Origin of the sequence: Weizmannia acidilactici, from assembly GCF_008974225.1 — a bacterium.
In the GTDB taxonomy this organism is placed as follows: Bacteria; Bacillota; Bacilli; order Bacillales; family Bacillaceae_C; genus Weizmannia; species Weizmannia acidilactici.
Genome location: NZ_BKZR01000003.1, coordinates 39,489 through 63,950, shown reverse-complemented (window position 1 = coordinate 63,950; position 24,462 = coordinate 39,489). Strand labels below are relative to the sequence as shown.

At 47.3% G+C, this 24,462-nt stretch carries 26 protein-coding genes and 2 pseudogenes; 21 read left to right on the top strand and 7 right to left on the bottom strand.

The window, feature by feature from the left end; translation table 11 throughout:
- Window positions 1-20: 20 nt before the first annotated feature.
- A complete protein-coding gene (locus GBH70_RS01730) occupies window positions 21-203 on the top strand; it encodes a sporulation protein Cse60 (RefSeq protein WP_151679417.1) in 183 nt (60 codons plus the stop codon).
- A gap of 94 nt (window positions 204-297) precedes the next feature.
- Here the strand turns inward: GBH70_RS01730 and GBH70_RS01725 are convergent.
- Window positions 298-1,565 (bottom strand): annotated as a pseudogene (locus GBH70_RS01725) (BaiN/RdsA family NAD(P)/FAD-dependent oxidoreductase).
- A gap of 222 nt (window positions 1,566-1,787) precedes the next feature.
- On the opposite strand from GBH70_RS01725, the gene GBH70_RS01720 reads away from it, so the two are divergent.
- On the top strand, window positions 1,788-3,413 hold the full coding sequence (locus GBH70_RS01720; protein WP_151679416.1) for a putative polysaccharide biosynthesis protein: 1,626 nt from the start codon (window positions 1,788-1,790) through the stop codon (window positions 3,411-3,413).
- Window positions 3,414-3,449: 36 nt separating this feature from the next.
- On the opposite strand, the gene GBH70_RS16610 is transcribed toward GBH70_RS01720, so the two are convergent.
- Window positions 3,450-3,608: a hypothetical protein gene (locus GBH70_RS16610; protein ID WP_172967441.1), complete on the bottom strand. Its 159-nt coding sequence runs from the start codon at window positions 3,606-3,608 to the stop codon at window positions 3,450-3,452.
- Window positions 3,609-3,707: 99 nt separating this feature from the next.
- Here GBH70_RS16610 and GBH70_RS01715 point away from each other — a divergent pair, with 99 nt between their 5' ends.
- Window positions 3,708-3,950, top strand: a complete 243-nt coding sequence (locus GBH70_RS01715; RefSeq protein ID WP_151679415.1) for a pseudouridine synthase family protein — start codon at window positions 3,708-3,710, stop codon at window positions 3,948-3,950.
- A 175-nt stretch (window positions 3,951-4,125) separates the two neighbouring features.
- Here the strand turns inward: GBH70_RS01715 and GBH70_RS01710 are convergent, their stop codons facing one another.
- Complete coding sequence (locus GBH70_RS01710) at window positions 4,126-4,347, bottom strand: DeoR family transcriptional regulator (RefSeq protein WP_151679414.1); 222 nt, start codon at window positions 4,345-4,347, stop codon at window positions 4,126-4,128.
- 344 nt (window positions 4,348-4,691) lie between these two features.
- On the opposite strand from GBH70_RS01710, the gene pepV reads away from it, so the two are divergent.
- Together pepV and dat are read left to right on the top strand one after the other, a co-directional pair.
- A complete protein-coding gene (gene pepV, locus GBH70_RS01705) occupies window positions 4,692-6,119 on the top strand; it encodes a dipeptidase PepV (protein WP_151679413.1) in 1,428 nt (475 codons plus the stop codon).
- 18 nt (window positions 6,120-6,137) lie between these two features.
- Window positions 6,138-7,007 (top strand): D-amino-acid transaminase, encoded by an 870-nt coding sequence (gene dat, locus GBH70_RS01700; RefSeq protein WP_151679412.1) that lies wholly within the window; start codon window positions 6,138-6,140, stop codon window positions 7,005-7,007.
- Between the two features lie 35 nt (window positions 7,008-7,042).
- On the opposite strand, the gene GBH70_RS16605 is transcribed toward dat, so the two are convergent.
- Window positions 7,043-7,207 carry a hypothetical protein gene (locus GBH70_RS16605; RefSeq protein ID WP_172967442.1) on the bottom strand — a complete coding sequence of 55 codons (165 nt, stop codon included), beginning with the start codon at window positions 7,205-7,207 and terminating at the stop codon, window positions 7,043-7,045.
- Window positions 7,208-7,463: 256 nt separating this feature from the next.
- Here GBH70_RS16605 and thpR point away from each other — a divergent pair, with 256 nt between their 5' ends.
- The 4 genes from thpR to GBH70_RS01680 all read left to right on the top strand — a co-directional run bounded on the left by thpR (window position 7,464) and on the right by GBH70_RS01680 (window position 11,059).
- A complete protein-coding gene (gene thpR, locus GBH70_RS01695) occupies window positions 7,464-8,036 on the top strand; it encodes an RNA 2',3'-cyclic phosphodiesterase (protein WP_151679411.1) in 573 nt (190 codons plus the stop codon).
- A gap of 11 nt (window positions 8,037-8,047) precedes the next feature.
- Window positions 8,048-9,022 carry an NERD domain-containing protein gene (locus tag GBH70_RS01690; RefSeq protein WP_151679410.1) on the top strand — a complete coding sequence of 325 codons (975 nt, stop codon included), beginning with the start codon at window positions 8,048-8,050 and terminating at the stop codon, window positions 9,020-9,022.
- Between the two features lie 4 nt (window positions 9,023-9,026).
- Entirely contained in the window at window positions 9,027-10,028 is a 1,002-nt protein-coding gene (locus tag GBH70_RS01685) for a diacylglycerol/lipid kinase family protein (protein ID WP_151679409.1), read from the top strand.
- A 224-nt stretch (window positions 10,029-10,252) separates the two neighbouring features.
- Window positions 10,253-11,059: a phosphotransferase family protein gene (locus tag GBH70_RS01680; RefSeq protein ID WP_151679408.1), complete on the top strand. Its 807-nt coding sequence runs from the start codon at window positions 10,253-10,255 to the stop codon at window positions 11,057-11,059.
- Between the two features lie 36 nt (window positions 11,060-11,095).
- On the opposite strand, the gene GBH70_RS01675 is transcribed toward GBH70_RS01680, so the two are convergent.
- The gene (locus GBH70_RS01675; protein WP_371862159.1) at window positions 11,096-11,458 is read right to left on the bottom strand and encodes a YtzH-like family protein; all 363 of its coding nucleotides are present in this window, start codon (window positions 11,456-11,458) and stop codon (window positions 11,096-11,098) included.
- A gap of 108 nt (window positions 11,459-11,566) precedes the next feature.
- Between GBH70_RS01675 and trmB the strand changes: the two genes are divergently transcribed.
- Both trmB and GBH70_RS01665 read left to right on the top strand, forming a co-directional pair.
- Window positions 11,567-12,208, top strand: coding sequence for a tRNA (guanosine(46)-N7)-methyltransferase TrmB (trmB, locus tag GBH70_RS01670; protein ID WP_151679407.1), 642 nt, complete (start codon window positions 11,567-11,569; stop codon window positions 12,206-12,208).
- A gap of 126 nt (window positions 12,209-12,334) precedes the next feature.
- A complete protein-coding gene (locus GBH70_RS01665) occupies window positions 12,335-13,189 on the top strand; it encodes a YtnP family quorum-quenching lactonase (RefSeq protein ID WP_151679406.1) in 855 nt (284 codons plus the stop codon).
- 55 nt (window positions 13,190-13,244) lie between these two features.
- On the opposite strand, the gene GBH70_RS01660 is transcribed toward GBH70_RS01665, so the two are convergent.
- On the bottom strand, window positions 13,245-13,556 hold the full coding sequence (locus GBH70_RS01660; RefSeq protein WP_151679405.1) for a PepSY domain-containing protein: 312 nt from the start codon (window positions 13,554-13,556) through the stop codon (window positions 13,245-13,247).
- Between the two features lie 330 nt (window positions 13,557-13,886).
- Here GBH70_RS01660 and GBH70_RS01655 point away from each other — a divergent pair.
- From GBH70_RS01655 to ytpR, 6 genes and pseudogenes are all read left to right on the top strand, one after another.
- Window positions 13,887-14,929: pseudogene (locus GBH70_RS01655) on the top strand (M42 family metallopeptidase).
- A 19-nt stretch (window positions 14,930-14,948) separates the two neighbouring features.
- Window positions 14,949-15,461 (top strand): DUF84 family protein, encoded by a 513-nt coding sequence (locus tag GBH70_RS01650; protein ID WP_172967443.1) that lies wholly within the window; start codon window positions 14,949-14,951, stop codon window positions 15,459-15,461.
- Between the two features lie 216 nt (window positions 15,462-15,677).
- Entirely contained in the window at window positions 15,678-15,965 is a 288-nt protein-coding gene (locus tag GBH70_RS01645; RefSeq protein ID WP_151679404.1) for a hypothetical protein, read from the top strand.
- 139 nt (window positions 15,966-16,104) lie between these two features.
- A complete protein-coding gene (locus tag GBH70_RS01640; RefSeq protein WP_151679403.1) occupies window positions 16,105-16,419 on the top strand; it encodes a thioredoxin family protein in 315 nt (104 codons plus the stop codon).
- A 126-nt stretch (window positions 16,420-16,545) separates the two neighbouring features.
- Complete coding sequence (locus GBH70_RS01635; protein WP_151679402.1) at window positions 16,546-17,340, top strand: DUF1444 domain-containing protein; 795 nt, start codon at window positions 16,546-16,548, stop codon at window positions 17,338-17,340.
- Between the two features lie 14 nt (window positions 17,341-17,354).
- A complete protein-coding gene (gene ytpR, locus GBH70_RS01630; protein WP_151679401.1) occupies window positions 17,355-17,960 on the top strand; it encodes a YtpR family tRNA-binding protein in 606 nt (201 codons plus the stop codon).
- 45 nt (window positions 17,961-18,005) lie between these two features.
- Here the strand turns inward: ytpR and GBH70_RS01625 are convergent, their stop codons facing one another.
- Window positions 18,006-18,587 carry a YhcN/YlaJ family sporulation lipoprotein gene (locus GBH70_RS01625; protein ID WP_151679400.1) on the bottom strand — a complete coding sequence of 194 codons (582 nt, stop codon included), beginning with the start codon at window positions 18,585-18,587 and terminating at the stop codon, window positions 18,006-18,008.
- A 179-nt stretch (window positions 18,588-18,766) separates the two neighbouring features.
- Here GBH70_RS01625 and GBH70_RS01620 point away from each other — a divergent pair, with 179 nt between their 5' ends.
- From GBH70_RS01620 to GBH70_RS01605, 4 genes are all read left to right on the top strand, one after another.
- Window positions 18,767-21,460 (top strand): DNA translocase FtsK, encoded by a 2,694-nt coding sequence (locus GBH70_RS01620; RefSeq protein ID WP_443098250.1) that lies wholly within the window; start codon window positions 18,767-18,769, stop codon window positions 21,458-21,460.
- Window positions 21,461-21,743: 283 nt separating this feature from the next.
- Window positions 21,744-23,057: a UDP-N-acetylmuramate--L-alanine ligase gene (gene murC / locus GBH70_RS01615; protein ID WP_151679399.1), complete on the top strand. Its 1,314-nt coding sequence runs from the start codon at window positions 21,744-21,746 to the stop codon at window positions 23,055-23,057.
- Between the two features lie 314 nt (window positions 23,058-23,371).
- Window positions 23,372-23,914, top strand: coding sequence for a DUF948 domain-containing protein (locus tag GBH70_RS01610; RefSeq protein ID WP_151679398.1), 543 nt, complete (start codon window positions 23,372-23,374; stop codon window positions 23,912-23,914).
- Window positions 23,915-23,926: 12 nt separating this feature from the next.
- Entirely contained in the window at window positions 23,927-24,307 is a 381-nt protein-coding gene (locus GBH70_RS01605; RefSeq protein WP_151679397.1) for a YtxH domain-containing protein, read from the top strand.
- Window positions 24,308-24,462 lie beyond the last annotated feature (155 nt).

Sequence of the window (24,462 nt, the reverse complement as noted above, 5' to 3'; positions counted from 1 at the left end):
CTGATAAAGGAGGGATCACAATGGTGCAAGTAAAGCTTTTCGACTGCGAGCATGAAAAAGACCTTGAAGAAAGCATGAACGAGTTTTTGCAAAAAATGGATGAAGATCAGCTCATTGACATTAAATACAATATTGCGGCCATGATGGAACCCGGCGATGAGCAAATTTACTGCTTTTCAGCCATGATCCTGTACCATAAATGATTTCGGGGATTTTGGAACAGCAAACATTTCAGGCAATGTGTCTTTAAAAACATATCAAACGAGGCTGCCTTAACCATTGGGCAGCCCCGAATTTTCACTTTTGTAAAGCATAGGTGCCGGCACTCATTCCGGCAAGGCGGCCCGTGACAAGCGCGGCAGTAATGTTGTAGCCGCCTGTGTAACCGTAAATATCAAGCACCTCGCCGCAAAAATAAAGCCCGGGCATGAGCTTTGAGGCCATTGTCTTCGGCTCGATTTCTCTGACGGATACGCCGCCGCCCGTTACAAAAGCTTTTTCAAGCGGCAGTGTCCCGTTCACCCGGAAGCGGAAATGCTTCATTTTCCCCGGCGAGCGTGCGCAGCGCCTCGCGGGAAACGGCGTAAGCGGGAGCGTTCGGGTCTATACCGCTTTTTTTTAAGTAAAAATAGCAAATATCTTTCCGGTAAAAACCCTTTTAGTCCATTTTTGATTGCTTTCCTCGGATCCGCCTTGGTAAGTTCTTGAAAAATTTGTTCTTCATTTTTTTCAGGCATTGCATCAATAGACATTTCTACATGATCAAGCTTCCACTTTTTCATCGCTTTTACGACAAACTGGCTGCAGCGGAGGACGGCCGGCCCGCTAACGCCAAAATGGGTAAACAGCATATCCATTTGATGGGTGATGATCGGTTTTCCTTTTGGATTCAGTACGCTCACGCCGACATTGCGGAGCGAGAGGCCCTGGAGCGTCTTGTCGCGGATAAACGGTTCGTCCGATGTGACCGGCACTTCAGTCGGGAACAGTTCGGTAATGGTATGACCGGCTTCTTTCGCCCACGGGTAGCCGTCGCCTGTTGAACCGGTCTGCGGAACGGATTTGCCGCCTGATGCGACAATCACTGCTTTTGCCCGGATTTTCCCGCCGCTTTCAAGCAGGATGCCCACCGCCGCACCGTTTTCAAACAATACTTTTTTCACCGGGGAATTTACCTTGATCTCAACATGCAGTTCTTTTAACTTTTTCAATAGGGCATCGACAACCGACTGGGCTTTATTCGAAACCGGAAACATTCGTCCGTGGTCTTCTTCCTTGAGGGCTACGCCGAGTTTTTCAAAAAAAGCAATGATATCTTCATTATTGAAAACGGAAAATGCGCTGTAAAGAAAGCGTCCGTTTCCCGGGATATTTTTCACGATTTCATCTATCGGCAGTTGGTTTGTCACATTGCAGCGGCCGCCGCCGGAAATGGCCAGCTTCCGGCCCAGTTTATTGCCTTTATCCACAAGAAGCGTGCGGCTCTTTGTTTCCCCTGCTGCAATTGCGGCCATTAACCCCGCAGGCCCGCCGCCCACTACAATGACATCATAATCGCTTTTCATGTCCAAACCTCTTTTACTTTTTTGTCCACATTATTGTAAAATATAAGGAATGTCTGTGCAAATCTTGATTTGCAGAAACAACTGCCGCAAAATGCCGGAAAAATTTCTTCATAAAAAAATTGTCAAGTGAAGGCGTTCGCGGTACACTACATTATAGTGTGTGAAAAAAGGTCCGTCCGTATATGGGCGGCCGGAAGATCATTTCGGTCGGGAAGGGATTCTATGTCTTCAAATTTGTTGCGGGGCACGTTTATTTTGACGCTTGGGACCATTATTTCGAAAATTCTCGGGGTGTTTTATGTTATCCCATTTGATGCGATTGTCGGCGGCTCGGGTCCTGAGGCACTGTACCAGTTTGGATACGTCCCTTACAATATTTTTATCAGCATTTCCACGGCAGGCGTCCCGCTTGCTGTTGCAAAATATGTAGCAAAGTATAATGCGCTCGAAGAATATGCGGTCAGCCGCAAACTCTTCAGGACAAGCGTGTATTTGATGCTTGCGACCGGCATTTTGGGCTTCCTTGTGATGTATATTTTTGCGCCATATTTTACGGATTTGGCAATGGCCGGGAAACAGGATGCACAAGCATTTACAAAAGCCGATGTGACAACAGTTATCCGTGCGGTCAGTTTTGCGCTGATCATTATTCCGGTGATGAGTCTGATCCGCGGCTTTTTCCAGGGCCACCAGTCGATGGGGCCTTCCGCTGTTTCGCAGGTGGTGGAGCAGTTTGTCCGGATTTTGTTTATGCTGATCGGCGCATATGTGATCTTGCATGTCCTGCACGGAAGCATCGTATCCGCGATCAGCGCGGCGACTTTTGCTGCTTTTGTCGGAGGTATTGCAAGCCTCCTCATTCTGATTTGGTACTGGGTCAAGCGCAAGCCGCACCTTGATCGGCTTTTGAAACAGGACAGGGGAACAATGCATGTTTCGGTATTCAGTATGTACAAAGAAATTATTCTTTCGGCGCTGCCGTTCGTGTTCGTCGGGATCGCCAATTCTCTTTACCAAATGATTGACCAGCTGACGGTGAAACGCGGGATGGAAGCGATCAATCTCGGGAAAGTGTGGGAAACGCAGCTTGGGATTTTAAACTTCCAGTCACATAAGTTGGTCATTATTCCGGTATCGCTTGCCACCGCTTTTTCGATGACACTCGTCCCGATGATCACGGAAGCATTTGCGAAAAGGCAGCGGGATATGCTGATCCGTTCCGTCGACCAAACGCTGCAGGTCCTTTTATTTATTACGGTGCCGGCCGCGCTCGGGATGTCGCTGTTGGCCAGGCCAATTTTTGCGATTTTTTACAATACGGACAACGCCATTTCGGTCAGTGTGCTCATGCATTATGCACCTGTCGCGATTTTGTTTTCTCTCTATTCCGTTACGGCCGCAATCATGCAAGGGATTAATGAACAGCGCTGGACGATTTTGAGCCTCCTTGTCGGGCTGCTTTTTAAACTAAGCTTGAATATCCCGTTAATTAAGATGTACGGGATTATCGGCGCGGTTTATGCGACGGCGATCGGGTATATGGCGTCCATCCTGATCAGCTTTATCGTGATTAAAGTTTTTGCCGCCTATCCGTACCGGACGGTGATCCGGCGCACGATCCTGATTTTGATTTTTAACGCCGTTATGCTGGCGGTGGTGGGCGTCATCTACAAAGGATTGACGCTTGCCATCTCCCCGTCCTCAAGATGGCATGCCTTTTTAATCGTTGTGATCTGCGCATTGGCCGGTGCCGCCGTGTACGCCTACCTCGGCTTAAAATCGAGGCTTGCCGACAAACTGTTTGGGGTCAGGGTACAAAGGGTAAAGGCACTCCTCCACATGCGGTAAAAAGAAATGCGGAGGGGGACCACTTTTTCCTCCTCCTTACCGTGGCAATATATCCTGTTCTTGTAAATAGAGGATGTAATGTTCGATTTGCGTAATACGCAAATTCGTCCTGTTCAGCCGTTTGTCCAGTTCATCCAGCTGACGGATGATTTCCCGGAGCATCTGCGCCAGGGCAGGATCCATTTGGCAGTTCATACGGTTCACTCCTATCAAGCGGGATACTCCAGATTATGCGAAAATCGTGCAGGGGGCACAAACAGAAATGGGGGATCGGGCAAGAGGCTTGCTAAGTTTTTGACAAAACGCAAAAAGCATGTCCCAAAAACGTATCGCGGTTATCAAGGCAGGGCCGGCGAAGAAGATGCTGGCATTTTCCTTAACAGTGTTCTCCTTGATGATGGTTATACGGAAAAATCGGCTGAACTAAAAATTTTAATAACAGGAGAAATTTCAGAAATCGAACGAACGATTACGGAAGGAAAATGCCATCATGTGAAGCGGATGTTCGAAGCGGTTGGGAAAAAGTGGGAAATTTAAAAAGGCTGTCAATCGGGCCCATGATGCTGGACGCATAACTCGGGCCAGGGGCGTACCGTGAATTGACGGAGGCGGAAATGGCGCTCTTGGAGCTGTACCGAAAGAGCCCGTAACATGCCAAAAGCGGCAATGCATTTGTCCGCTGCCGCTTTCCAAATATGTTTTGTTTCTTTCTTTAAGATGACATCTTAACTTTCTTATCGGTTGTTGTCCATATCCCTCTGTGTGTGCTTTTGACTAAGTCGTTGTATGCCAGCACATTCAAATCTCTTTGAATCGTGCGAGGAGTGATGCCGAACTCATCCACCAGTTCCTGGGTCGTCACTGTCCCTTTCTCTTTAATAAACACATAAATCGATTTAATACGAGTAAGCATGCGGTCTGTTGATGGTTTCAAAATACCACTCCCTCATCTTTTTTCCAAAGACAAAGACGACAAACAGCTTCACAACATGATAAGGTTTTAGGAAACTTTTACCGTTCAGACAACCCCTTTTCTTCATAAAATTTTTTCTAAGATGTCAAACAATTATATTGTAACTCTTTTTGTGAGAATTGACAAATATTTTAGTGGGTTACTACACAATATGTAGTGTCACCCTGATTTATGAACACAATTGGTAGCGCTTTCTTTTAAGGCGTACTTCCAAGATTAGCGATTTTCGCCTATAATGTTATTTTATAAAAAATAAAAAAGAAGTAAAATAAGAGCGATATGGTTTATAAAAAGGAGGGAAAACCATGGCCGATATCAAGTGGATGGATGAAGTGTTAAAACGAAAAGACGATCTCATTCAAGACCTGCAAGGGATTTTGAAAATCAGGAGCGTCCTGGATGAAGAACACGCGACGGATGAAGCCCCGCTTGGCCGGGGGGTGAAAGATGCGCTGCAGTATATGCTGGACTTGGGTGATAAGGACGGTTTTACAACAAAAAACGCCGGAAACCTGGCCGGGCATATTGAAATGGGTTCGGGAAAAGAAATCGTCGGGATCCTCGGGCATGTCGATGTCGTACCGGAAGGGGATGGCTGGACTGTCGATCCGTACAGCGGGATTGTAAAAGACGGAAAAATTTATGCACGCGGCTCCAGTGACGACAAAGGCCCGACAATGGCAGCTTATTACGGGATGAAAATTGTGAAAGAACTCGGGCTGCCGCTTGAAAAAAAGGTGCGCCTCATTGTCGGTACGGACGAAGAAAGCGACTGGAGATGCATGGACTATTATTTTGCGCATGAGGAAATGCCTGCCATCGGATTTTCGCCGGATGCAGACTTTCCGATTATTTACGCGGAAAAAGGAATTTCCGATTTTGATATCATTCAGGAGCCGCAAATGAAAGAAGATACGCAGGCGTTTGCAGAAATTTTGTCTTTTGAATCGGGGCGCCGTTACAATATGGTGCCGGATTATGCCGAAGCCCATTTGACCATCCGCGGCGAACAAGCGGAACTTTTGCAGAAGTTCCAGGATTATCAAAAGGAAACAGGCCTTTCGGGTAAGGATTTTGTGGATGGTGGCGTATTGATTTTAAAATTGGAAGGCATATCGGCCCACGGCGCCGAACCGCGGAACGGGAAGAGTGCAGGACTTTACCTGGCGAATTTTTTAAGCCGGTTTGGACTGGATTCGCAAGGCGCCAAATTTATCGGGACGTTGAACCAATTTTTTGACAAGTCGCGCGGCGAAAACTTCGGCATCCAGTATGAGGATGACATTTCGGGGGATTTGACTATCAATGTTGGCATTATGAACTATCATCGGGAAAAGGGCGGACGCATAGGATTAAATATGCGCTATCCCGTTACTTTTGATATTGAAGCAGGAAAAACGAAAATTGAGTCGAAATTGAAAGAGGACGGGTTGCTTTTCGGCAATTTTTCGGATAGCAAACCACATCATGTCGACAAAAATGATCCATTGATCAAAACGCTTCAAAAAGTATACGAAGAGCAAACCGGAGAAAAAGCCGAACTGCTGGCGATCGGCGGCGGTACATATGCGCGCGCGCTCGATAAAGGCGTGGCGTTCGGGGCGCTGTTCCCGGGGCGCGAAGATGTGATGCATCAAAAGAATGAATACATGTATGTGGAAGATCTGCTCAAAGCAACAGCGATTTATGCGCAGGCGATTTATGAATTGGCGGGAAAGCAACAGCAAAAATAATGGCAAAGGGGTTTCGAGATGGAGAAACTGATTTTAAACGGAAGGCTGATGGACAGGGAAAATGCAAGTATTGATATTGAAGACCGCGGTTATCAGTTCGGGGATGGCATTTACGAAGTGGTGAGGGTTTACCACGGGAGGCTTTTTACAAATGAATTGCATTTGAACAGGCTTTTTTTGAGCGCCGAAAAACTTTCACTCCGTATCCCGTATACAGCGCAGGAATTGACCGCGCAATTGGAGAAGCTTGTGGAGGCAAACGGGGTCGGCACGGGAATCGTGTATTTGCAGTTTACGCGCGGCGCCGCCAAGCGGAAACACCATTTTCCGGAGAAAAGCGAAACAACGTATGTTGCCTATACGAGTGAACTCGATCGGCCGCTTGAAAAAATGAAGAAAGGCGTAAAAGCGGTGCTTTCCGAAGATATTAGATGGCTCCGCTGCGACATTAAAAGCCTGAATTTGCTCGGCAATGTGCTTGCAAAACAAAAAGCGGTGGAAAACGGGTGCTATGAGGCGATCCAGCACCGCGGAGAAACGGTGACGGAAGGTTCATCATCCAATGTCTTTATCGTGAAAAACGACGAATTGGCCACACATCCGGCAACCAACCTCATTTTGAACGGGATCACGAGGCAGGTTCTCCTCGATATTTGCCGGAAACAAGGGATCCCCGTCCGGGAAGAAGCATTTACGGTTGACGATTTATTGGGGGCGGATGAAGTGTTTATCACAAGCACGACGTCCGAAGTGATGCCAATTGTGCAAATTGACGGAAAAATGGTTGGAGACGGGGCCCCGGGTGCGGTTACGAGAAAACTGCAGCATGCGTTTGAACGGGAAATCAACGGGCTTTCAGCACAACTCGCATCTGGCACAATGGAATAAAAAGGGGACCCGGCTCCTGGTTGGGCCGGGTCTTGTTAGCTGCAGCGCCCGGTTTCTTCGCCGAAGACCATGAGCTCCGAAGGGTGGGCAAGGACGATTTGATGGAAGTACGGCTTTTTCAGTTCAAAGTAGCCGTTTTTGTAAATAAAAATGATTCCGCAAGTTTCTCCTTTGTAAGTGACATGGTCTCCAATTCTCACACGTGTCCCTCCTTAAATCTTGTATATACCTCCGGGCGAATAAATCAAACTTTTCTGCTTGATATGATCATATGGCGGAAGCTCGCGGAATATGTCATATGGACCCGATTTTTTGCTTGGTGCTGGTAAATTTTATTGTTGATGATTCGCCGGTCCCTGCGTGATGGCGGGGCGGATTTCCCGTTACCCGGCATTGTTTGCGGAAAAGGCCATTTGTTAAAATAAATATGAGTATAAACAGGATAGGGGCGGAAAAATGGTGAATCATTATTTTTACGCGGTATGGCTGCCAGAGGAAATCAAAACCGTGTTGCAGCAAGCCGCCGAAAATATGAAAACGGGGCTGCCGTTCCAAAGATGGGTGCACCGGGATGATTATCATATTACCCTTGCCTTTCTTGGCGCAGCCGGAGAAGACCAATTGGAAAAAGCAAACCGGGCCATTGCCGGAGAAATTGTAAAATATGGTGGTTTCCCTTTGGTGCTTGACCACTTCGGAACATTTGGCAAAAAAGATGAACCGCGTGTGTTATGGGCCGGGACACGCGCTTCAGAGCTCCTTTCCGGCCTCCAGAAAATGGTGGCCCGCTGCTGCCTTGATACGGGCTTCCGGCTTGATAAAAAGCCTTTTAACCCACATATCACGTTGGCAAGAAAATGGCGGGGAGATTTGCCTTTCCAGGCGGGGGTGCTGGACGGCTTTTTGCCGCAGCCTGCGCATTTCCAGGCTGAGCGGATCGTGCTGTATGAAACGCATTTGGACAGAATGCCGAAATACGAAATGAAGCAGTCTTTTCGCTTAGGCTCCAATAACATGAATTTGAAGTAAAGGGACGGATTATGGGACAGTTGTTGAAAATCCAAGATTATGTTTCACGGTATGAGGTGGATATCATCCGCTATACAAACCAATTTGTACGCCTGAAAAAACAGCAGTGGCAAACATTCCGGGAAAACTGGGAAAACAGGCTGGCAGCAGGGCAAATGCAGGAGGTACAGGAAGAAGAGGCTGCCCCCGATGAAGATTCCCGGCAGCTTTTTTCGCGCATTAAACATTGGTTAAGAAAAAAGAACGAAGTTGAAATGGAAGAGCTCGCGGAACCGGTGGCCCCCTTTCAGCCGGGTATACTCCAATTTTCGCCGCAGCTCGTGTTTTTCCCGGAAACGGAAGACCAGTTAAAAAAATTATTTTTGGACCAGCTGTTCAGGTTCCAGCTCAAATGGGCAAGTTCCACTTTGCTAGAGGATTCCCCGATACCAGCCGCCCTGTATTTTGATGCGGACTTAAAATATTTTTTGCAGAGATTTCCGGATACATTTTTATTGCTGTATAAACCGGTTTTTGTTTTTAAAAAAGCCATTTTGGAAATGGAGACGATATTGATTTCCCCTTTGGCAGTATGGTGTTTAACGTTTTTGGAAGAAGAGAAAGATGCCGTCTTTTTCGGTTCAAAAAGCCATTTCTGGGAAAAGCGGGCAGGCAAAAACGCGAAAAAAATTTTAAACCCGGTGATTGCGCTTGATCGGACCGAGAAAATTGTGCGCGGCATTTTGAAACAGCATGGTGTCACAATTCCGATTGAAAAAGGGCTGATTTGCCGGAACGGTTACATTACTTGGCCGGATGCGCCGCAGGGCCTGCATATCCTTGACAAACGGCCCCATATGGAGTGGTTCCGGCACCAGCGGAATTTACGGTCGCCGTTAAAATATATGCAGCTGAAGGCGGCACAGGCGCTGTTGAACGAATGTCTGGCAAAAAGTGTGGCACGAAAAAGACGGGAGTTGGAAGATCACTCACGGGACGGGGAATGATCGTATGAAACCACTCATTTTTATTGTCAATCCGGCGGCAAAAAACGGTGCCTGTTTAAAAGTATGGGAGAAAATGGAGGCAATGCTCGGAGGCCTGCAATATGATGTTTATTTTTCAAAGTACAGGGGGCACGCGAAAGAACTAGCAGAAAAGTTTGCAAAAAAGCTTGCGGAACCGGTTGTGCTCGTTGCAGTCGGGGGAGATGGTACGATCCATGAAGTCATTAACGGCGTGCATCATTTCAGCCATGTGACGGTCGCCTACATTCCGGCCGGGTCCGGCAATGACTTTGCGAGGGGCTACAGGCTGCCGAAAAAACCGCAAGCATGCATCCGCGCCATTTTCGGCATGCTTGAAGAAAGCCCCTCCGCTTATGACCTCGGCCATTTCTTCACGGCAGGCGGAAAAGAAGGCTATTTTGTCAACAGCCTCGGCGCCGGGTTTGATGCTGTCATTTCCGAACGGGCCAACCGTTCGAAGCTGAAGAAATGGCTGAACCGCGTGCTTCTCGGGAAACTGGCCTATGTGCTGATCCTTGTGCTGGAACTGTTTAAATACCGTCCGGTGACGGTGGAAATTGCGGCGGATGGCGTGAAGAAAGTTTTCCGCCGTACATGGTTGGTGGCCGTTTCCAACCAACCGTATTACGGGGGCGGCATGAAAATCTCCCCGGTGGCGGATCCGTCTGACGGCATGCTGAATATGATAGTCGTGCATGATTTATCCCGCTTGAAACTTTTGTTGATCTTTTTCACCGTTTTTTTAGGGAAACATGAATATTTTAAGGAAGTGTCCACTTTTACAGGAACGAAAATGTCAGTCATTTCAAGCACACCACTGCTCGTCCACGCCGACGGGGAAATTGTGGGCAGAACCCCCATTGAATTGAAAATCTGCCCGGAAGGGTGGAACCTTTTAAATACCGGACGCATCGCATCTGGCTTTTCGCCATTATTCTACGAAAACGATAAAATCAGCTTGACGAAAAAAGTCAAAAAGAGATAAAATTTATTAAAAGGTGGCTATTGTTGAATGATACTTGCCAATAGCTGTCTTTTTTTTGTTTTGGACCGTTGTTGATCCTGCAAAGTTTGCGGAAACTTTTGTGGAAACTATAGAAAATTTTAACAGATCCTTTATTTTTCGTGTAAAATGCTTGTATTTGGAAATCATTGTATACATAGAATCACAGTGATATGAGGTTGACTTACTGGATTTGAAGGTGAACGATGTTGGAAGATATATTAGGAAATGGCTGGGAAATTACACCGGCCGGGGGGGCAACAGGAGAAGCCTTCTACGCCAAATATAAGGAACAGACCCTGTTTTTAAAACGGAATTCGTCGCCGTTTCTTGCGGTGCTGTCCGCCGAAGGGATTGTCCCAAAACTCGTCTGGACAAAACGGATGGAAAATGGCGATACCATTACTGCCCAGCAGTGGGTGCAGGGCAGGGAACTGGAACCTTATGAAATGGAAGAACAGCGCGTTGCCAGACTGCTGAAAAAAATTCACGAGTCCAAACCGCTCTTGAATATGCTGCAGAGGCTTGGGATGGAGCCGATGAAGCCGGCCGATATGCTGGGTGATTTGGAGCACGGGATCGGGAAGGAATTGCTGGAGATGCCCGGGGTGCCAGATGCCCTGCAATTTCTTGAAATAGAACAGCCGAACATCCAATATGAGGATTATGTTGTTTGCCACGGCGATGTAAACCACAACAACTGGCTTTTGTCTGATGAGAATGAACTTTTCCTGATCGACTGGGACGGCCCGCTGATCGGCGATCCGGCAATGGATATCGGCATGCTGCTGTATTCGTATATCCCGCCGGAAAAATGGGAAAATTGGCTCATGGAATACGGTATTGGGATGACCGATGATTTGGCTTTAAGAATGAAGTGGCATGCGATATTCCAAACCATTGCCATGATCCGGTGGCATAAGGAAAAAAACCGGTTGGAAGAGATGCGCCGCTGGCTTGATTTTTTGCAGATCGTTTACCATGGCCGTGAAAATGGGAAGAGAAACCGCTGAACGGTTCCTCTTTCGTTTTTCCGGCGTGCGCCGGCATTAAAAATAGGTGTTTAACTGGTCAACCCATTCACTTAATTTGCTTTGATGCGCTTCAATATGGTCATCCAAATGCTGGGCATATTTCCCCGCCTGGCTGTAGCTGTACACATCTGTCAGCATTTGTTTCATATCTTCCCCGACAGCGGGATTCACCAGCAATGATTTTACCAGCCTTTCCAACTGTTCACATTCCGAAACAGATCCGCAGCAGTCTGTCTGATGGTCGTACAAAATATCGGTTAATAAATTCAACTGGTCGCGATGACTGAGTGTCAAATGGAACACATCCTTCACTTTGATATGCAGCTGTTTGCGTGCTATCATCATAAACGGCTGCCGCCGCTTGTACGAAGGATTCATGCTATTTTCCCCGCAACTCACGCGGGGCGTAAACTTCCTTCATACACATTTATTGTTTGATTTACATGTTTTTTTATGCAAATGGAATCCATAAATCGAGGTGCTTTCATGAGATTACGGAATAAACCATGGGCGGAAGATAAAATAAAGCAGTATCCCCAATATGTTGTCCCCGAACCGGAAAAATGGCGCGGCAAATGGCGGGAATTATTCGGGAACAGCCGGCCGCTCCATATTGAAATCGGAACAGGCAAGGGCAGATTTATCGCAGGGATGGCGGAACAACATCCGGATATCAATTTTCTCGGGATCGAAAGACAGCCGAGCGTGATTGTTTCCGCCCTTGACAAGCTGATTGAGAAAGAACTCGGAAATGTAAAGCTGTTAAACGTGGACGGCAGCAGGCTGCGCGATTTTTTTGCGAAAGGTGACGTAGAGCGGATCTATTTAAATTTTTCCGATCCTTGGCCGAAAAAACGCCATGAAAAGCGGCGACTGACATACCGCATGTTTTTAAAACTGTATGAGGATATTTTGGTGGAAGGCGGGGAAATCCATTTCAAAACGGACAACCAGGGCCTGTTTGAATACTCGCTGCAAAGTTTTTCCGAATACGGCCTGCTTTTGAAAAATATCAGCCTTGATCTGCATAACAGCGGTTTTGAAGGCAATATTATGACGGAATATGAAGAAAAATTTTCCGCCAAAGGGCAGCGCATATACCGCTGCGAAGCAAAATACCGGAATTGAACGCGCGCCGCACTGCAAAAAGTTTTGCAGTACGGGGCGCTTTTTCGTACCGCGAAAAAAAGGAAAAAAAGAAGTGACGGAGAATACATTTTAAGGAAACGGTTACATAATCAGGAGGGAAAAAACATGGAACATTTAAAAGTCGGAGAAATGGTGCTGTACTGGCTGGACGGCGGCGTTACGCACCTGGACGGCGGCGCGATGTTCGGCGTTGTTCCGAAGCCGCTTTGGTCGAAAAAATACTCGTATAATGATAAAAACCAGATTGAACTGCGAACAGACCCGATTTTTTTCCAGTTAAACGGGAATAATATCATCATTGATGCCGGCATTGGGAACGGCAAATTGACGGACAAGCAGAAACGCAATTACGGTGTGACGGCGGAATCGAGGATTGATGTGTCTCTGAAAGAATTCGGCCTGGCGCGGGAAGATATCGATATCGTCCTGATGACGCATCTGCATTTCGACCATGCATGCGGATTGACCATACCGGATGCGGACAGGCATGTTCCTTCATTTCCGAATGCGGTGATCTATGTGCCGGAAACCGAGTGGGAGGAAATGTGCCATCCGAACATTCGCTCAAAAAGCACGTACTGGAAAGAAAACTGGGAAGCTGTGCAGGACCAGGTACAGACGTTTAAAGAAGAGATCACAATTGAAGGTGCAGTCCGAATGATCCATACCGGCGGGCACAGCGACGGCCATGCGATAATTACCGGGGAGTCCGGCGGGGAAAAATGGATCCATATGGCGGACCTTTTGCCGACGCATGCGCACCGCAATCCACTGTGGGTCATGGCGTATGACGACTATCCGATGACTTCGATTTTCCAAAAACAAAAATGGATTGATAAGGCAATACAGGAAAATGCCTGGTTTGTATTTTACCACGATGCAATCTACCGGGCGCTGAAATGGGACGCGGAAGGGAATATTGTTGCGAAAGTGGAAAGGGAAAGAAATCCCGAATCATGATTTTCTGAAAAACGGTGAACACCTGGCATGTCCACCGTTTTTTTTTAAGGCTCCCTTATATCGGATACACATCGAGCACGATGCCGGTTTTGGCATCGGCGATGAATTCGTACTGCTTTTTCTCGCCGCCTTCCGTCATTGAAATCCCGCCGCGGTAAACCTTTGTTTTGAACGGGTATTTTTCATAATCTTCTGCTGCCATTTGGATCCATGATCCGTCGATCGGTCCGTTTTCTTTAAACGCTTTTTTTACTTTGGAAAGGACTGAATCCGCAGAAGTTGGCACTGTCTGGTGCACCGTTTCATTGACCGCATATCCCGCCGCTGCGCCAATTGCAATCCCTGCTAAAAACGTTTTCCAATTCATATTTGCCCACCCTTTCTTCTTTTTTGCAGCATATATTGCCATTTGCCTATCATTATACACTGAAACGGCAGGGAAAGTTAACAAACGGGAGCATCTTTGCACGGTATCAACAAATTGTGGCCATATTCGGCGGCCCCTAATCAGCGGAAAAACAGCAGATACCTTCTTTAAAAAAATCAGCGGTAATCTGCAGAAAATCGGTGTTTCCGTATTTACTCTCCAAATTTCAAAAACTGGAAGCCTCCCTTTTCGTCTTGTACAATAAAAAAGTACATACCCAATAAAGGAGCCATACAAATGGAATAAGAAACGCTCGAATTATTTAAAACGCTGACTGAACTTCCGGGCGCGCCCGGGAATGAGCATGCGGTTCGGAATTTTATGAAAGAGCAGCTGCAAAAATATGCGGATGAAGTCGTGCAGGACAATCTCGGCAGTATTTTCGGCGTCCGCCGTGGAAAGGAAAACGGCCCGGTTGTTATGGTCGCCGGGCATATGGATGAAGTCGGATTTATGGTCACCTCCATTACCGATAACGGCTTGATCCGCTTCCAAACGCTCGGCGGCTGGTGGAGCCAAGTGCTGCTAGCCCAACGCGTGCAGATTTGGACAGATAACGGTCCTGTGGCCGGAGTCGTCAGTTCGATTCCGCCGCATCTCTTGTATGAAGCGCAAAAATCGAAGCCGATGGACATCAAAAATAGATCGATATCGGTGCGGATTCCCGGGAAGATGCGGAAAAAATCGGGATCAGGCCGGGGCAGGCGATCGTGCCGGTCTGCCCTTTCACCCCGATGGCCAACCCGAAAAAAATCCTTGCCAAGGCGTGGGACAACCGATACGGCTGCGGCCTAGCAATCGAATTATTAAAAGAACTGCAAGGAAAGAAATTGCCGAATACGCTCTATTCCGGTGCAACGGTAATGGAGGAAGTCGGGGCGCGTGGGGCAAAAACGGCTGCGGCGATGATCAGGCCGGATATTTTCTTTGCGCTTGATGCAAGCCCGGCGAACGACGCCTCCGGGGATAAGGAACAGTTCGGGTAGCTTGGAAAAGGCGCGCTGCCGAGAATTTATGACCGGACAATGGTGACGCATAAGGGCATGCGCGAATTTGTCCTTGATATCGCCGAAAGCAACGGTATCCCTTACCAATATTTTGTCGCCCCGAACGGCGGGACGGATGCCGGCAACGTCCATATTTCCAATGAAGGCATTCCGAGCGCCGTCATCGGGGTTTGTGCCCGCTATATCCACACACATGCATCAATCCTCCATGTAGATGATTATGCGGCGGCGAAAGCTTTAATCATTAAACTCGTTCAGGCCTGCGACCGGGTAACGGTGGATGCCATCAGCGGAAGTAATTGTTAAAACATTGAGGTGAATACATTTGATCATTGCAATTGGTTCAATCAATCCGGCGAAAGTTTCGGCCGTCCGGAACGTTTTTGAAATGATGGAAAAAGCAGAATTTGCCCCTGCCGCCGTTCCATCCGGCGTTAACGAGCAGCCGTTTTCCGATGAAGAAACGATTACGGGCGCGGTCAACCGTTCGAAAGCGGTACTCAAATTAAAAAATGCCGATATCGGTATTGGGCTTGAAGGCGGCGTCACCGAGACACCGCACGGTATGTTTTTATGCAATTGGGGTGCACTCACGGTAAAAGGTGGCGGGACTTATGTTGCAGGCGGGGCGCGGATCCCTCTACCCGAAGAAATTGCGGTGCGACTGCGCGGCGGCGAAGAACTCGGCCCTGTCATGGAAGACTTCGCCCAAAAAGAAAATGTCCGGGAAAAAGAAGGGGCGGTCGGTATTTTTACAAACGGGCTGGTTACAAGAGGGGAAATGTTTACCCATATTGCAAAACTGCTTTTAGGACAGTACTTGTATCATAACAATTGATTGCAGTGCAGGCGGGGCAGTCCTGCCTGTTTTACATTAGGAAAAAAGACCGGCTTTTAAAATCATACTTTTGGCGGACTGCTTTGTAACAAAATTGTCACAAACACATGGTATAATGTGTGGAAAATGAGGAATAGATTACAACTGGCTGACTGCACGTTGTAAGGGACGGATAAAACAATACGTTTAGATACGTGACGCAAAGCACAGACCGATATGGCAGGAGGAAGAAAGCCCAGGTTTTTAGAAAAAACAATATTCAGGCTTTGGCAACATCGCCTTTTTGTTGGCCACAGCAGCAACTGGGCTCATTTTGATGAAAATATGTCTGAAAATTGTGCAGGACAGTTATTTAAAGCTAAAAATGGCAACAGAGATCCAGCTGCTTTTTGCGCAGTCCGACAGGGAAATCCTTTACATATTACAATGAAGAAAAAGGGAAAAACGCTGAAAGCAGCATCAAAAACATCAATCAAAACGGTGACAAAATCCAATCGCGGCTGAATAAGCCCAACGATATTTTAAAACGGAGCCAGGCAGGGAATCTGCTGGCCCAGAGCCAAAACGGCTTCGGACGCAGTTTTTTAAAATTACACGATTTTAGGTTACAATAAAAGACAGAAAATAACTGGGAGGTACTCGAATGGAAGACTTGCAATCTGTAGAAGCATTTCATGAATTGAAAGAAAGCGGCGCGCATATCTTTTTGTTTTCGGCGGTGTGGTGCCCGGACTGCCGTTTCCTCGATCCGTTTATGCCGGAAATTGAAAAAGAATTTAGCGATTACACGTTTGTCCATGTTGACCGAGATAAGTTCATTGATTTATGCGGGGAACTGGATGTATACGGCATCCCGAGTTTTATCGCATACCGCGACGGCAAAGAAATCGGCCGTTTTGTCAGTAAAGACCGGAAAACAAAAGAAGAAGTGGAAAACTTTATTGAAGGCCTTGCCTGATTTGGCTTTTCCCTCCATCATGCCGATGGGGGATTTTTTCGGAAGGCGGCTGCCAGTTGCTTGGATCAGCGTGAATGTCATGGCAATCTAAAACTAAATTTTATAGAGGGAGGTGCGGCGTAAAAAATGGATACGAAACAAATGAGAAAAGAGCTGCAAAAACGGCTGGAAAAAGGAGGAAGAATTTTTTCCTATGATCGTGAGAAAGACGTGCTCCGCGTGGAAAACGGGGCAACCCATCAGGGAATGAATATTTCCCTACCGGAGATTGTGGCCAAATGGAATACGCAAAAAGAAAAAGCGATCGATGAAGTCGTGTATTATGCCGAAGAAGCGCTCAATGTCATGGGGAAAGCCCACCCACTTTCGGGCCGGGAAAAGTATATTTTCCCGGTCATCCGCTCCTCTTCGTTTCCAAAAGAAGCCCGCGAAGGTGTTCTGTTTTTGACGGATGAACATACGGCGGAAACGCGCATTTATTACGCCCTGGACCTCGGGAAAACATACCGGCTGATCGATCTCAAACTGTTGGAAGAAGAAGGCTGGAGCGGGGAGCATGTACGCGAAACGGCGCGTTTTAATGTGCGTTCGCTTTCCACGGAGATGAAAAAAGATACGGTGGCCGGTAATGATTTTTATTTTTTAAATACAAATGACGGTTATGATGCGAGCCGGATTTTGAATGAAAAATTTTTAAAAGAAATGGCAGAAAAAGTGAAGGGGGAAATGGTTGTCGCCGTTCCCCACCAGGATGTTTTAATTATAGGTGACATCCGGAATGAAACAGGGTATGATGTAATGGCGCAAATGACGATGAACTTTTTTGCAAACGGCCATGTGCCGATTACAGCCCTTTCGTTTTTATACAAAGACGGCGAACTGGAGCCGATCTTTATTATGGGCAAAAAGCGCAAATCTTGAAAGGAGTTCGTTTCATGAATGTATTTTACAACCGCGAAGGAATCGGCGATACGCTGATTATCATGATCAAAGATATGGAGCATACCGCTTTTGAAAAAAAAGGCAATGTTGCCCGCATTTATGATGAAAAGACAAATGATACCACCGGCTATAACATTTTCGGGGCATCAAAATACATGGAGATTGATGCAAAAGGCCCAGTAAAGTTAACGGAAGCACTGATGGATAAGCTGAATGGGATTCTCGCTGAAAACGGGTTTGATGAAAAGCTTGAAGCCGACCTATCTCCAAAATTCGTTGTCGGATATGTGAAAGAAAAAGTGAAGCATCCGGATTCCGACCATTTGAGCATCTGCCAGGTCGATGTCGGCAATGAGACGCTGCAAATTGTCTGCGGCGCTCCAAATGTGGAGGCCGGCCAAAAAGTTGTCGTTGCGAAAGTCGGCGCCTGCATGCCGAACGGGATGATTATCAAAGATGCTTCGCTGCGCGGCGTCGCTTCTAGCGGCATGATTTGTTCGGCACGTGAACTTGGGCTGCCGAATGCACCGCAAAAGAAAGGCATCCTTGTGTTAGATGACGAATACGAGGTTGGCCGGGAATTTCCGCTACCGGCTTAACCATTTGAAAAGGCCACGCCCGCTCTGCGGTTCGTGGCCGGATTTTTAACGGCTGCCGTTCGGAAATACACGCTGGACCGTATCATTAAACTGGTCAAAGAAGCCGGAAATCGGGCGCCCGTTCCGAAAATCATTTACATAGTCGTTCATTTGGTCAAAGAAATCCGGGTTTTCGGAAACATACACATCATCGATCGACTTATCTGTTTGCTTGACAACTTTTGCAATTTTGTTTTTTAAACTTTTGTTCAATTTGTCATTATTTTGCTTGTTGTCCAGCAATACGGCCACGTAAGCATTGTCATCCGTAGCGATGACTCTCGCTTTATCCACTTCTTTTAAATCTTCAACGCGGCGGGCGATTTTGTTTGCGACCCTGACGTTTTGCGTGTTTGTCATATTGTTGTTGGCATCATTATCCAACAAGTTTGTATTGTTTGTGCCGTTGTCATTCCGGGTGTTATAACGGACGTTGTTGTAACGAACATCATTGTTATCAGCCGTGTTATCATAGCGGACAGGGCGCGTATTGTTGTTGTCCACGTTAGAACGGTTATTGTTGTTGCCGCATCCGATTAATAGGCCTGATGCAAGCCCGATGCCCAGCAATGTTTTTGCAGCTTTCAATTTACTTGCCTCCTTTTAAAATGGTATCAATCATAATGTGCCTAGCGCAGTTTTTTTTATGCTGGAAGGGCTGTGTTAAAAAATCCCTCGAAAAACATGTGTTTCCTTTGTATAATGGAGAGTGACAGGATTTTTTGGGGACTCTTCGGACGCAGGAGCAAAGGGAAAGAGTGATGAATGTGAATTGGTTTAAAAAAATGGCAAAATACTTTAAAGACGACAGCGGGCACGAAGAGGAAACAGAAACGGCCCAAAATCACCGGACGTTAAACAAAAACATTGATACCCGTGTGGTTTACCAATATCCGAAAAACCATTTCCGTTTTCCGGTAATACCGGATCAGGACGCCCTTCCTGCCCGTACGTCGAAAAAGGGGCTGGAGCGCCCGCAGCCTGATTTAAGGGCGCATCAGCCTATTACCCGCTATAAAAGAGAAAAAATTGGGCAAAAGGGAAGCCATCCTTTCCGGCCGACCGATATCCCTTCCCCGGTTTACGGGTATAAACGGCCGGAAAACGGGCCGCCGCTTCAGCAGAAAGAACCGGTTTTTGAATATGAACTGGAAGACGATTACCAAAAAGATATCCGTATTTGTGATATAGAAAAAGTGACAAAACAGGCGCTTGATTTTGAACCCGTTTTTGGCCAAAATACGGCGGAAGCGGCTCCAGTAACGGGTTTGTCAGCACATGGTGAAAAGGTGCAGGCATTTACCGGAACAGATTCTATATCAGGGACCCAATCGGAAACGTCTGAAAATCTTTCCGGAGAAAAGGCTGCTCAAAAAGTGCAACAAAGGGAAGCTGCGGCAATGGGCCGGGCAGCTGGTACGGGAAGCCCAGATCAAATATTGGATCCGCAGACAGGGGAAATAGCAGCAACAACTGATCCTGAAGCGGTTTTTGGAACGCCGGGACCCCTCTCTGTGGAAGGTGAGGCGGAGATACCGCAGCAAGGAATGATGCAGGACGTTTCACAAACGGGAACGGCAGCTTATACAAAAGGCTCCTCTGATGCGTTGGAAAATTCCGCCGGGGAACAGGCGTTTTTAGAAGCGGGCCCGAGCCTGCAGGAAGAAACCGGTGGCCGGACAGAGCGGCAGGAGCATGTTATCGGTAAAGGTACAGAGCTGTTGACTGCGGAGAAAGAAACAGAAGCATCCGGACTCGTTCAACCATCTGAAACGGAACAGGTGAAAGAAGAACAGCAAACGGCATCTGAAACGGAACAAGTTGGAGCAGCGGCTGTTGAAACTATTGAAGCACAGGATGTTTCCGGAAAAACGGAAGAGAAGCCTAAAAAAGAGAGGAAACACTTGCCATTTAATGTATTGATGCTAAACCAGGACCGCAGAAAAATCGCTGCAAAAAAAGAAGCGCCGCGCATACAGCAGGAAAAACCGGCGCTTGGCATGGCAGCGCAGGCGGAAAACGGCAGGGAGAAGCCGTATGCTTTCCCGCCGCTTTCCCTGCTGGATCCGCCGGTAAAACAAACCCGGGATGCTGAATGGATAAACGAACAAAGCGAAACGCTTGACCGGGCGCTTGAAAATTTTAATGTCCGCGCCAAAGTGGTCAATGCGAGCCAGGGGCCATCCGTGACGCGCTTTGAAGTACAGCCTGAGCCGGGTGTAAAAGTCAATAAAATTACAAACTTAAATGACGACTTAAAATTAAGCCTTGCCGCGAAAGATATAAGGATCGAGGCGCCGATCCCGGGCAAGCATACGGTCGGCATTGAAATCCCGAATGTGAAAAGCCGCCCTGTGCGGTTAAGCGAAATTATCGGGGATCCGGCATTCCAAAACGGCCCCTCGCCATTGACCGTTGCGATGGGCCTCGACATTTCCGGAAAGCCGGTTGTGACCGACCTGCAAAAAATGCCACACGGGCTGATCGCCGGCGCCACCGGGTCCGGGAAAAGCGTCTGCATCAATTCCATTCTGGTGTCGCTTCTTTACAAAGCGGCGCCGCACGATTTAAAACTACTTTTAATTGATCCAAAAATGGTGGAACTGGCACCGTACAACAATATCCCGCATTTGGTTAGCCCTGTGATTACAGATGTGAAGATGGCGACGGCCGCATTAAAATGGGCGGTGGAAGAAATGGAAAGGCGTTATGAACTGTTCGCCCATGAAAGTGTGCGCGACATCCACCGCTTTAATCAAATGGCGGAACAATCGCGGTGTTTTGCGGAGAAATTGCCGTATATTGTGATCGTGATCGACGAGCTTGCCGATTTGATGATGACATCTCCAGCGGATGTTGAAGATGCGATTTGCCGGATCGCGCAAAAAGCCCGCGCCTGCGGCATCCATTTGATCATCGCGACGCAGCGGCCGAGCGTGGATGTCATCACCGGTTTAATTAAAGCCAATATTCCGACACGGATTGCCTTTTCCGTTTCTTCGCAGGTCGACTCGCGCACCATCATCGACACGGGCGGGGCGGAGAAACTGCTTGGGAAAGGGGATATGCTGTTTTTGGAAAACGGCTCTTCCAAACCGGTCAGGCTGCAGGGCACTTTTGTAAGCGACAGAGAAATCGATGATGTTGTGCTGCACGCCAGAAAAATGGCAAAGCCCGAATATTTGTTCAAGCCGGAAGAATTGATGGTGCAGGCGCAAATGAATGAAGAGGAAGACGAACTTTTTTTGGATGCGTGCGAATTTGTCATTGAGCAGGGCAGCGCGTCCACTTCGCTTTTGCAGCGCAATTTCAGGATCGGCTATAACCGTGCGGCCCGCCTCGTCGATATGATGGAGGAGCAGGGCATCATATCGGAAGCAAAAGGCAGCAGGCCACGCGACGTCCTTGTTTCAAAAAGCGAATTCAGGCAAATGCAGGAAGCTGGTGCCGCCCGCGAGTAAAAGTTTTTCCTTATATGCGGCGGGGATAATGGCAACGCTAGGAAGTGAAGGGTGCTCTTCCCGCACATATTTGCCGCTTTAGCAGGGTGAAGCAAAGTTTCTGTTTTTTGTGTTCACAGCTGCCCAGAAGTGATATAATGACTAAGCATAAATTTTTTTGTGAAGATGGGCATCGAAACCGGCCGCACGCAGCAAGTGCAGCCGGTGCAGAAACGTGCGCTATCGCACATGATGGGTTTTTATCATATACTGCATACATATAGACAGTGTTGGAGGTTCTATTATGACTGTATACCATTTCGTAGGCATTAAGGGATCGGGCATGAGTGCGCTGGCACAAATCCTGCACGACATCGGATACGAGGTGCAGGGATCGGACGTAGAAAAGCGCTTTTTTACACAACAAGCGCTGGAGGATGCGGGCATCAAAATATTGCCGTTCCAACGTGAAAATATACAGCCGGGGTTGACGGTTATTGCAGGAAACGCATTTCCCGATACGCATGAAGAAATTGACGAGGCATTCAAACGCGGGATTCCTGTGATCCGTTATCACAAATTCCTCGGAGATTTTATCACCAGGTTCACAAGCATTGCCGTTACGGGCGCGCACGGAAAAACATCGACAACAGGGCTGCTTGCACATGTGATGCATGCGATCAAGCCGACTTCCTACTTGATCGGGGACGGCACGGGAAAAGGCGTAAAAGATGCGGAGTATTTTGTGTTTGAAGCTTGCGAATACCGTCGTCATTTCCTTTCTTACCATCCGGATTATGCGATCATGACCAATATTGATTTTGACCATCCTGATTACTATGCCAATATTGACGATGTTTTTTCTGCTTTCCAGGAAATGGCCCTGCAGGTGAAAAAAGGCATCATCGCATACGGGGATGATGAACAGCTGCAAAAAATCCAGGCAAAAGTCCCGGTTGTGTTTTACGGATTTGAAGAAGGAAACGATTTCCAGGCGAGAAATATTGTGACGGAACCAACAGGAACGAAATTTGATGTGGTTGTCCGCAATAATTTTTACGGCACGTTTGAAATCCCGTCTTTCGGGAACCATAATGTGCTGAATGCGCTCGGTGTCATCGCCCTCTGCCAGTACGAAGGGATTGATAAAGAAGCGGTGCAGGAGCATTTAAAAACGTTCCATGGGGTAAAACGCCGCTTTACGGAAAAAGAAATCGGCACGCAAATCATTATTGACGATTATGCCCACCATCCGACTGAAATCAAAGCAACGATTGATGCGACCCGGAAAAAATATCCGGAACGCGAGCTGGTTGCGGTATTCCAGCCGCACACTTTCAGCCGCACACAGGCTTTCTTGACGGATTTTGCCGAAAGTTTAAGCCTTGCCGACCGGGTCTTTCTCTGCGATATTTTCGGGTCGGCCCGTGAGCATTACGGAAAGCTTTCCATCAATGATTTGCAGGAAAAAATTGAAGGTTCCCAAATTATCAAAGAAGAGGACATGTCCCCGCTTCTCGGGATTGAAAACAGCGTCATCCTCTTTATGGGGGCCGGCGATATTCAAAAGTACCAAAAAGCATACGAAGAATTGCTGCAAAGGCATGTAAGCCAGTAATAGAAAAGGCGTTGTCCGGAAAAACGTTGGACAACGCCTTTTCAATTTCCCGGACGATCCTGCGACGCCATTTCCGGCACGTTCCTACTAAATTGTCTTATTTCCGCAAAAAAAGGCAGCAAATGAGCAGGAAAAAAGGAATAAAAATCGAAATAATAATCAAAAAGAAAATCCTGCCATTTATAATTGGCAGGTGCCCGGCAAGTATGAGAAAATAGAGGGAGCAGAGGCTAAAAAAAAGAAATCGAAAGCCTTGCGTGTTTTATGCAGGTGATTTGGGATAATTTGATTGTACATGGAGGTGGTATGGAAAAATGATTATCATACTTTATTTGAGCGTGGCTCTGATTGCTGTGGCCTTTTTTATTTTGGTACTGAGCTTGTCGAAAACGCTCAAATCGTTAAGCAAAACTTTGGACAATCTGTCTGATACGGTCAAAGGGCTTGAAGGGCAGCTGCACGGGATAACCATGGAATCCACAAAACTTTTGGAAAAAACCAATGTGTTGGTAGAGGACATCGAACATAAATCAGAAAGGCTGAACAGCGTGGTTTATGCCGTCGAAGACATCGGCGTGTCCGTCCAGCAGCTGAGCCAGGCACTGCGCAAAGTGACAACAACCATTGCCTCTGCAGTCAGCAAAAGGCAGGATAAAATAGCGCAAGCCATGCAATGGGGCGCTGCGTTAAAAGAAATTAAAAATAGATGGTCGGATAAAAAAAGCAAAAATTCGTCCGGCCAGGACAACAGTACTGTTACCCATCCGCTTTCTGCAAAAAGCCCGAAACCGAAGCGGCTTTTGGAAGAACAGGTCCATGATGAAGAAAGGCAGTTGAGAAGGGCAAGAAATTCATAAGGAGGAATGGATATGTCTAATGAACAAATGTCCACAAAAGATTTTTTGACGGGCGCTATTGTCGGCGGTGTTGTCGGTGCTGCGGTTGCCCTTATGCTCGCTCCGAAATCCGGTAAAGAACTGCGTGAAGATTTAAACGGCCAAATGGAAGCCATTAAAGGAAAAACCGACGGCTGGCGCGAATTTGCGGCTGAAAAAGGAACAAAACTTGCTTCGCAGGCTGCCGAAAAAACAAAGCAGGTACGGGATTTCGCCATGCAAAAAGGCAGCCAGCTGAAAGACAATGTGATGCAAACGGCTCAGCAGGCAAAAGACAAAGCGGGGTTCGATATGGAAGAGATGAATAAACAAATGCAGGATCAGCCCGGAGCCTCCTCTTCATTCGGCGAATAAGCAGGCGGAAAAAAGCGGCATTTGCGCCGCTTTTTTCATACAAGAAAAGAACCATTTCCGATACAAAATAATAATAAAGAATAGGGTGGCAAAACATAAACTTCACTATTTGCTTTAATGCATAAAAGCGTTTATCCGATAAAGAATTTTTCCGT

Excerpts from the sequence above, each read along its gene's own strand:
- pepV (WP_151679413.1), top strand. The coding sequence starts at position 4,692 with ATGGCCGATATCAAGTGGATGGATGAAGTGTTAAAACGAAAAGACGAT.
- ytpR (WP_151679401.1), top strand. The coding sequence starts at position 17,355 with ATGAATGTATTTTACAACCGCGAAGGAATCGGCGATACGCTGATTATC.
- GBH70_RS01690 (WP_151679410.1), top strand. The coding sequence starts at position 8,048 with ATGGGACAGTTGTTGAAAATCCAAGATTATGTTTCACGGTATGAGGTG.
- GBH70_RS01675 (WP_371862159.1), bottom strand. The coding sequence starts at position 11,458 with ATGAATCCTTCGTACAAGCGGCGGCAGCCGTTTATGATGATAGCACGC.
- GBH70_RS01660 (WP_151679405.1), bottom strand. The coding sequence starts at position 13,556 with ATGAATTGGAAAACGTTTTTAGCAGGGATTGCAATTGGCGCAGCGGCG.
- GBH70_RS01730 (WP_151679417.1), top strand. The coding sequence starts at position 21 with ATGGTGCAAGTAAAGCTTTTCGACTGCGAGCATGAAAAAGACCTTGAA.
- thpR (WP_151679411.1), top strand. The coding sequence starts at position 7,464 with ATGGTGAATCATTATTTTTACGCGGTATGGCTGCCAGAGGAAATCAAA.
- GBH70_RS01605 (WP_151679397.1), top strand. The coding sequence starts at position 23,927 with ATGTCTAATGAACAAATGTCCACAAAAGATTTTTTGACGGGCGCTATT.
- GBH70_RS01720 (WP_151679416.1), top strand. The coding sequence starts at position 1,788 with ATGTCTTCAAATTTGTTGCGGGGCACGTTTATTTTGACGCTTGGGACC.
- GBH70_RS01680 (WP_151679408.1), top strand. The coding sequence starts at position 10,253 with ATGTTGGAAGATATATTAGGAAATGGCTGGGAAATTACACCGGCCGGG.
- GBH70_RS16610 (WP_172967441.1), bottom strand. The coding sequence starts at position 3,608 with ATGAACTGCCAAATGGATCCTGCCCTGGCGCAGATGCTCCGGGAAATC.
- GBH70_RS01610 (WP_151679398.1), top strand. The coding sequence starts at position 23,372 with ATGATTATCATACTTTATTTGAGCGTGGCTCTGATTGCTGTGGCCTTT.
- dat (WP_151679412.1), top strand. The coding sequence starts at position 6,138 with ATGGAGAAACTGATTTTAAACGGAAGGCTGATGGACAGGGAAAATGCA.
- GBH70_RS01640 (WP_151679403.1), top strand. The coding sequence starts at position 16,105 with ATGGAAGACTTGCAATCTGTAGAAGCATTTCATGAATTGAAAGAAAGC.
- GBH70_RS01685 (WP_151679409.1), top strand. The coding sequence starts at position 9,027 with ATGAAACCACTCATTTTTATTGTCAATCCGGCGGCAAAAAACGGTGCC.
- trmB (WP_151679407.1), top strand. The coding sequence starts at position 11,567 with ATGAGATTACGGAATAAACCATGGGCGGAAGATAAAATAAAGCAGTAT.
- GBH70_RS01645 (WP_151679404.1), top strand. The coding sequence starts at position 15,678 with ATGGCAGGAGGAAGAAAGCCCAGGTTTTTAGAAAAAACAATATTCAGG.
- GBH70_RS01665 (WP_151679406.1), top strand. The coding sequence starts at position 12,335 with ATGGAACATTTAAAAGTCGGAGAAATGGTGCTGTACTGGCTGGACGGC.
- murC (WP_151679399.1), top strand. The coding sequence starts at position 21,744 with ATGACTGTATACCATTTCGTAGGCATTAAGGGATCGGGCATGAGTGCG.
- GBH70_RS01635 (WP_151679402.1), top strand. The coding sequence starts at position 16,546 with ATGGATACGAAACAAATGAGAAAAGAGCTGCAAAAACGGCTGGAAAAA.